Raw genomic sequence first — 7267 nt, 5'->3', positions numbered from 1 at the left:
GCGCTGCTGCTCGGCCGAAGGCGGGCTGGCCCACATCTCCACAGGTTTGGCCGTGCGGCGGTACTGCTCCGGCACCACTTCGCCATAGTGAACCTGCCCGTTCTCATCCACCCAGCGGTACACCGTCGCCGCCACGGCGCCGGCTGCGGCCAGCAGCAGGGCCGTGGACGTGAGGGCGGCTAAAGCGGCGCGAAGGTGGTGCATGGAGGGGGCGATGATGGTCGGCCCGGGGCGGCAGACAAGTAATCGCGCAAGGGATGGGGCGGTCGCCTCCCGATCCGGGTCCGGGCTCCCATTTCCCCTTTCGCCTCGCTTCGGTGCTCGGTAATGCGGGCCAGACGCCGGAAAGAGACAGGTCCTGCTCGGCTTGCGCGTGTTTCCTGAGGGAGTGCGCGCCAGTGCACTCCAAGCGCGGGGGGATGGGAGCCCTGATCCTCGAGTCCATCGGGGAAGTCCCTGTAGACGGGTTAGCCCCCAGCGTGACCAGGCTTGGATGCTAGAAAGTCCGACCAAGGAGAAGCTCTCTGTCGGATTTGTCACTCAGGGTTATGACGATGTCCTCATGCTCGACAGAGTCAGGCAAGTCATCGCTGATAGCTGTCATGATATACTGAAAGTTGTACTGAATCGATCTTCGTTTCATCGCTTCGATGAACTTCTTCTTTATATTCCTATCGGCGTTATCAATGACGCCGTCATGAATAATGAAGCCGGAATCGTCATTATTGACAATGCGCAGCGCGACATCGAATGCGGCGCACGAGATCTTCTTGGCCATCTCGCCTTTGAGCTCCTGCGAGGGGCTTTGGTCACGCCAGGAAATGGTTCTGAAGTCGAGGTTGCCTGTCGAGTTCTTCTCAATAACAAGTTCGGAATCAATGTCCATTACATCGGCCATTATCTGGTGATAGTGGCTCTTGATTTCTCGAAATGTCGCGTCATGTTCATCGATCTCGGAAGCGACCTGAGCTGCAAGAGTCAACTGCTGTGTCTTCAGTAGATTGCGCTCTGCAGTTGCTGTTTGAATCGACTCTCGATAGACATCCTGCTTCAAGAGGGAGAGCTCCGTCTCAGTCTCCGCGAGCTGAGGAGAGAGCTGCCTATAAAGGTCAATTGAACCCGGTGCCACAATTAGTTGAAGATATTGCGCACGCTTCTCGTTTAGAATCGTCAGCTCTTGTTCCAAAGTCGAGACACTTTCTAGTATGCGCTTCTTCATAGCGCTCAGAGCCGTACTACGATTTTCGGTGACCTGAACAAAGAACTCCTGAACGTCCGACAAATCTCGCTTAACCTGCTCGCCGAAGTAGATATTGAGATCTGCATATATCTGCTCTATTCTTTCTGGGGTGAACTGTACAAATGCGGTGCTTCGAAGGGCCTCTGTAACGGCAGAGAGTTCTTTGCGTTGGACGAAAAGCTCGCGCTTGGCGTAGAGGATTCGTGAGTCCACCTCGGATGCTAGTTGAGCCGAGGTTGAGTCCTCGATGCTTCCAAAGTTGAGACTTGCGATGGCATTCATCAACTCTGTTCGGCGCGCTTCAAGGCGCGCAATCTCTTCAGCGCGCCCCTCTCTCTTCATGCCGCTACTCGCGGCAATCTCAATGAATTTGTCGTAGTCCTGAATTGTCGATTCAATCTCATACTTCTCTACCAAGGGGCGTTCGTTGAAACCCATTAGTCTGAGGAGCAGGGGCTTCCAACTCAGATCTTTGCCGCGGATGGAGACCTTTCTGAACTCATCCTTGTAGTCATCCTGGAATCGGATGAAGTACTCGTAGGACTGCTTGACTTCTGTGGAGAATGCGGCCTTCTTCTTTTTAGTGTAGTCAGCAACGATTTTTCGCGTCTCGCTGCCCATGCGCAGTTCGACCGTAAAGACTGGATTTGGAAAATTCTCTTTTATCGCCTTTATGCGCTCTGAGTCGCGCGAGCCGAAGAGGATGTGATCAATTAGTTCAATTAGCGTTGTTTTGCCGAGGTTGTGGCTCTTGCCTTCGCCTCGACTTTTCGCTACCCCAAGAACGATAGAGAAGTTCTTGTTGAATTCAACCGTGCGAAACAACGGTATTTCAGATGAGATTCCATGAATTTTCATTGAATACCACCCGATCAGTTTCTAGGTCAAACGATATTTTGTTAAGCGCGAACAGAAGTAGCAAGCTCTCGGTGAATGTGGTTCGGATTCCCGGTGTGGCGTCGGAGCAGAACCTCTTCTGGAGTGCCAAAAGGGGCTCTGATTTCTGATTTCTTAGATGCAGTCCGATTCGACTGGCAAGGAAGAGCGAACTGTTCTGAGGAGTGCTGAACTGGCCGATGCGAATCATGGGACTAGCCCTATTTGACAGCTTAGGTACATGTAGTTCATCAGGTGAACAAGAACGTGAGCCTCGTCAAGTTCGGCGCCTGTGTTCTCGCAGTAGATGCCGAGCGCGTGAATCTTGAAACCTGGGAAGTCCTTCTAGAATTTTGCTAAGTACAACTGATTCAGTACGTACGAAGCCTTTGCGTAGTCTGCAGCGGTTGTGCCGCTTGCATCCGATCCTATGGATTCCGTGATTTCATCCCAGAGCGCGTATGTTTGTTCAATCTGGATTGAGTTCGCGGCATCAACGGAATTGATGGCGTTTTTGGTCAGAATATCTGGTGGCCTGAGCCGACTTGCCGAAACACTCAGAAAGTCCAGGTGTGCGATCCTTTCCAGGATGTGTGAGATATTTCTGGCGCATACGTCTACCGGGTCGAAAGGACGATTGAAAACATTCGTGACCTGGGTATTGCCCGTTCCGATGGCTGTCTGCTTTATCGGCCTCATTGCTTGATGTTCTGCTTATTGCTTGTTCCGCTGGCGCGCTGATTTGCGTTCTTGCTTGCATTATTGCTCAAGTGGATGTTTATCCGTACCAAGATGCCGGTTGCGCAGATAGCGGTGACTATGGTGGCGATGTCTGCAAGGATCGAAAGGATTTCGCGCATGGGTGTCTCTGGTTGGAGGGCGGAAGGGCGGGATTCTGGGGGCTAACGCCTATGTTAACCGGCGCCAGAGCGCGGAGCGCGCAGGGCGCCAACACTGACCATAAGAATGCCGAAGGCATGGCCAGTGTTGGCGTCCGCGTTGAACCGACAGTTGACCTCATTCGTTAATCTTGAGAAGCAGATTGTCGAGTTGCCTTGGTGACATAGCTAAGCCATATTCACTTTCGCAGTGCTTGACAAGGGATGTAGCCTTTTCTGCAAACTTCCGGTATTCGTTGTCGCCGCAGCCTTTCGAGCGACTCGCTCGGGGCAACACATCAGAGAATTCCCGGATTGCCTTGACGGAGCGTGAGTCATAGATGTAGAACAGGCGGGGCACATGGAAGTGAAGATACTTTGAGGCAAGTGAGCGCTTCTCAAGGTCCGAAATTTCGCCAAATAAAGAAGTAACCAAACCATGAACTTGGACCATGGTTTTTAGCCCATCCGGAGTTGCTGGTGTGGCGACTCTGGCTTTATGAATCCAATCGTCAATGCATGATTTAAGAATTGATGGAGCCACAGTGTCAATGTAGAAGCGATCATTGTCGTGGTCATCATTCTTATTGCGGCGACGTTCAATTGCCGCAGCGTAGACGCGCCCGATGAATAAGACTTTGGCAAGTATTCCACTACTGTGCAGATGCGCAGGATGTGCTGTACAAAGATCGTACAGCACGCGATTCGCAGTGTCCCATGCAGAGGGGCACATTGCTTTGAGGATACGCTGACGGGTGGGTAGCGGCATGTGAGGTCAATGTCGGAGTTGACCGGCACACACCGGCAAGGCGCCGCGAGACGTATTCTCTCGCGCACGACTCGCGGTGCCTTGCCGGTGCGTGTCCATGTCGAACGACCTGTTAGGCACCATCATTTCTCCAGCCTGAAAGTTTCCGCGCTGTACATCCCCGTTTCAACGCCAATCCCCCCGTCGCTGATTGTGTGCAACTTCATGCCGGCAAACGCGCGCGTCGCACTGAGCGGGATGTCGTCCTTCACCGGACTCAAATCGTCAGGATAGACCCCGTGAATCGCGCGGTAGCGTTCAAGCGCCGCCATAGTCGCCTCGTAGGAGACGCTAATTTCGTCGGCGAGTTCGGTTGCCTTTATGCAAGGCTGCTCCCGTCGCGGCAAATTGTTGTGAACGAAACTGCCGTCTTGGCACAAGTCGTCATATAAGCGATACGCCCCCTGCACGCTGCCCGTGGTTTCCAGAGTACGAGCTCTTTCATAGGACTGCCATTCTTCTGCTTTTGCTTCTGCTTCTACGTCGCGGTCGTGCGCAGCAGATCGATAAGCGTACGAGGCGAGCGCGGCCAGCACGATCACCAGCGGGCCTACGCTGTAAATCCAAGTTCGAGCAGTCGCTCGCATGGTGCTGCCTAACGCGTTGTATCAGGCATCACAGCGCCTGACAGCGCTGAAAGTGCCTGTGTAACAGGTTTGGTTGGCGTGGGGAAAATTCTTGATTCATCTGGTTTTTCCTCCATATTGGTTGGGTGCCCATCCAGGATTAAATTTAGCGACAAAAGCGGCGTCTGTTACAGATTCTGCTGACTCGCAGTCGCATTGCCAAGGGAGTGTGCATGTTGCCATCCGTCTTGCGCCAAGCGCCGTCGCCTTACCTCTCAAGGCATGCGGTGGGTGAGTGGGTTTTGCCAATTTTGCTCCTGAAGACTATGATGGTGGCAATGTTGGCAACCCAAGGAGTGCGGCACATGGCGATCAGTTCTACTTCCCCTGAGGCGGCGGGCGACAAGGGTGCGCACCTGGGCGGGCAGCCGGCGTTGACTTGGCCGTTGGTCTTGCCGGCGGAGCTGGACCCGGCCATGGCGGCTTCGCTCACCACGGCGCTGGAGAAGGCCTTGCATTTGATGGTGGACACCGGCCAGCAGATCACGGTGCTCAGCCGTGCGGACCGGCTGGCCGAGTTGGCCACCGGGTTGCTGGAGCCGCAGCTGGAGCTGGTGGAGGACCGGGTTCATCGCATGAAGACGGTCAACGAGGTGTTTGGCCAGGGTGACTGGCTGACGGCCGAGCAGATCAATGCGCTGCAGCTCGATCCGCCTGCCAACAAGGCGCACCCGGCCAGCGACTGGAAGCGGCGTGGGCGCATCTTCAGCGTCAACTACGGCGGCAAGGAGTACTTCGCCCGCTACCAGTTCGACGCGCTCTACCAGCCCTTGCCCATCGTCAAAGAGGTGCTGAAGGCTCTGGGCGAGGCGGCGGACCCGTGGGTGCTGGCCAGTTGGTTCCACTTCCCGAATGGCTGGCTGAATGCCGAGGCGCCCAAGGATTCGCTGGACCATGCGCAGGCTGTGCTCGGTGCGGCCGCAAAACGCCAAGCCACCTACCACGCTTGATGCCGGCCCTGCCATTGCCGGCGCCGCCTGCAGAGGCTGCTTTCACCGTGCTGCCGGTCACGCGGCAAGAGGTGCCGCTCTGGTACCACGTCTACAGCACCCAGCGCTTTTCCCAAACCCACGCCCGCAGCTTCGCCCAAGGCTGGGGCGACACCCGTTTCGCGCCGATTGAGCACGCGCCGGGGGAGCCGGTGCACACCTATTACGCTGCCAGCGACCGCCAAGCCTGCTACATGGAATCGGTGCTGCACGACGTGGTGCTGCAGCCGCCCGGCATGTTCGAGGTCGACACGCTGCGCCACCTGCACCTGGTGACGCTGCGGCTGCCGCCCTCCGTCGCCTGCGTGCAGTTCCACACCCCGTTCCTGCCGGCGCTGGGCCTCAGCCGCGCGCAGCTGGTCGACAGCCTGCCCGCGCAATACCCCCAGACGCGCGCCTGGGCCCAGGCCGCCTACGCCCAATGCCCACAAGCCCAGGCCATTGCCTACGGCTCGCGCCGGCACGACGCGGGCCGCTGCCTGATGCTGTTCAAGCAGCGCCTGCCCGACCCGCCCTTCGAGGTGCTGGCCGAAGAGCCGCTGGCGGTGGGCCCGCGACGCGCCGAGTTGCTGGCGCTGGTGCGGGCGCTCAAGCTGCACGAGGTGTGAAACGCCAAAACACCGGCAAACCGCCATGACCCTGCTCTCACGTTCGCTGAAGGAGGCCATCGTCACCATGCTGGCGGCCCTGGCCACCTTGGGCTGTGCGCTGGCCCTTGCGCCGGCGGCTGGCACGGCGGTGCTGGGCGTGGTGCTGTGCCTGTCTCTCTCGCGCAGCCAGCTGGACCGCGACCGGCGCGGCCGGATCGAAGCAGCCATTGCCTTGCCGCTGGTCAGCCTGGCAGCGTTTGGCGTGGCTATGCTGTTGCATGAACGGCCCTGGTGGGGGGCGACCGCTTTCGTGCTGGTCATCTCGGCGTCCATCTGGCTGCGTCGCTTCGGCGATGCAGGGCGCAAGGCTGGAAGGCTGATCGCGCTGCCGTTCGTGGTGCTGCTGATCACGCCGCACCTGCCGGCATCGCCAGGCGGCCCGCTGCCGGCCTGGTTGCTCACGGTGGTCGTTGCGCTGCTGGCGCTGTTCTGGGTCGGCCTGCTGCATGCGCTGGCGCAGCGGCTGCGCTTCCTGCCCAGCGTGCCGCCCGAGCCCAAGCTGCCTGCAGCACCGCAGACAGGCGGGCTGCGGCTCATTGCCAGCAGCAGGATGGCGATCCAGATGGGGCTGGCGCTGGCGGCGGGCTTCGCAGTGGGGCATCTGTTTTTCGGGCCGCACTGGGCCTGGGTCGTGTTGACTGCGTTCATCGTCGGCAGTGGCAACCAGGGGCGGCTGGACGTGGTCCACAAGAGCGGGCTGCGCGTGCTGGGCGCGGCAGCCGGCACGGTCATCGCGCTGGCCGCGAACGGTGGCCTGGGCGGGCATGACCGCGGCACGGTGGCGCTGATCCTGCTGGCCGTCTTCCTGGGCCTGTGGCTGCGGCCGCTGGGCTACGCCTGGTGGGCGTTGTTCGTGACGCTGGCGCTGGCGCTGCTGCAAGGCTTCGAAGGGCTGCCAGCGCAGGAGGTGCTGGGCCTGCGGCTGGCGGAGATCGTCATCGGCGCGTTGATTGGCGTGGCGGCGGCCTGGTTCGTATTGCCGGTGCGTTCGACCGATGTGCTGAGGCGACGCATCGCGGATGCCCTGGCCGCGCTGGCCGAGGCCGGTGATCCGGCGGCAACCGAGCGCTCAGCCCAGCCCTTCCTCGCCCAGCTCGCCAACGTGGAAAAGGTGGCGCCGGCCTTCCGTGCAACGAGGCGGCTGACACGGCGCTGGCACCCGTTGCAGCCTGCCGACTGGGTCGACACACTGGCCGCCTG

8 protein-coding genes are annotated in these 7267 nt (G+C 58.8%); 3 read left to right on the top strand and 5 right to left on the bottom strand.

Annotated features, from left to right (window positions below; genetic code table 11):
* From FKP22_RS15820 to FKP22_RS15805, 5 genes are all read right to left on the bottom strand, one after another.
* Window positions 1-204: DUF4124 domain-containing protein (locus FKP22_RS15820; protein ID WP_141288428.1), on the bottom strand; the 204-nt coding region annotated here is incomplete at its 3' end.
* Between the two features lie 292 nt (window positions 205-496).
* Window positions 497-2098 (bottom strand): DUF2326 domain-containing protein, encoded by a 1602-nt coding sequence (locus FKP22_RS15815; RefSeq protein WP_141288427.1) that lies wholly within the window; start codon window positions 2096-2098, stop codon window positions 497-499.
* Between the two features lie 713 nt (window positions 2099-2811).
* Window positions 2812-2976: a hypothetical protein gene (locus tag FKP22_RS32125; RefSeq protein WP_170200923.1), complete on the bottom strand. Its 165-nt coding sequence runs from the start codon at window positions 2974-2976 to the stop codon at window positions 2812-2814.
* Between the two features lie 157 nt (window positions 2977-3133).
* A complete protein-coding gene (locus FKP22_RS15810) occupies window positions 3134-3763 on the bottom strand; it encodes a hypothetical protein (RefSeq protein WP_141288426.1) in 630 nt (209 codons plus the stop codon).
* Between the two features lie 122 nt (window positions 3764-3885).
* The gene (locus tag FKP22_RS15805) at window positions 3886-4344 is read right to left on the bottom strand and encodes a hypothetical protein (RefSeq protein ID WP_141288425.1); all 459 of its coding nucleotides are present in this window, start codon (window positions 4342-4344) and stop codon (window positions 3886-3888) included.
* 389 nt (window positions 4345-4733) lie between these two features.
* On the opposite strand from FKP22_RS15805, the gene FKP22_RS15800 reads away from it, so the two are divergent.
* The 3 genes from FKP22_RS15800 to FKP22_RS15790 all read left to right on the top strand — a co-directional run.
* Window positions 4734-5378: a hypothetical protein gene (locus FKP22_RS15800; RefSeq protein WP_141288424.1), complete on the top strand. Its 645-nt coding sequence runs from the start codon at window positions 4734-4736 to the stop codon at window positions 5376-5378.
* A complete protein-coding gene (locus tag FKP22_RS15795) occupies window positions 5378-6025 on the top strand; it encodes an RES family NAD+ phosphorylase (protein WP_141288423.1) in 648 nt (215 codons plus the stop codon). The genes FKP22_RS15800 and FKP22_RS15795 overlap by 1 nt, the downstream gene beginning before the upstream one ends.
* 25 nt (window positions 6026-6050) lie before the next feature.
* The coding region (locus FKP22_RS15790; protein ID WP_141288422.1) for an FUSC family protein at window positions 6051-7267 on the top strand (1217 nt) is incomplete at its 3' end.

This window comes from Ideonella azotifigens, assembly GCF_006519715.1.
GTDB lineage: Bacteria > Pseudomonadota > Gammaproteobacteria > Burkholderiales > Burkholderiaceae_C > Ideonella > Ideonella azotifigens.
The sequence above is the reverse complement of the archived record's forward strand: the minus strand, read 5'-3'. Positions and strand labels throughout refer to the sequence as shown.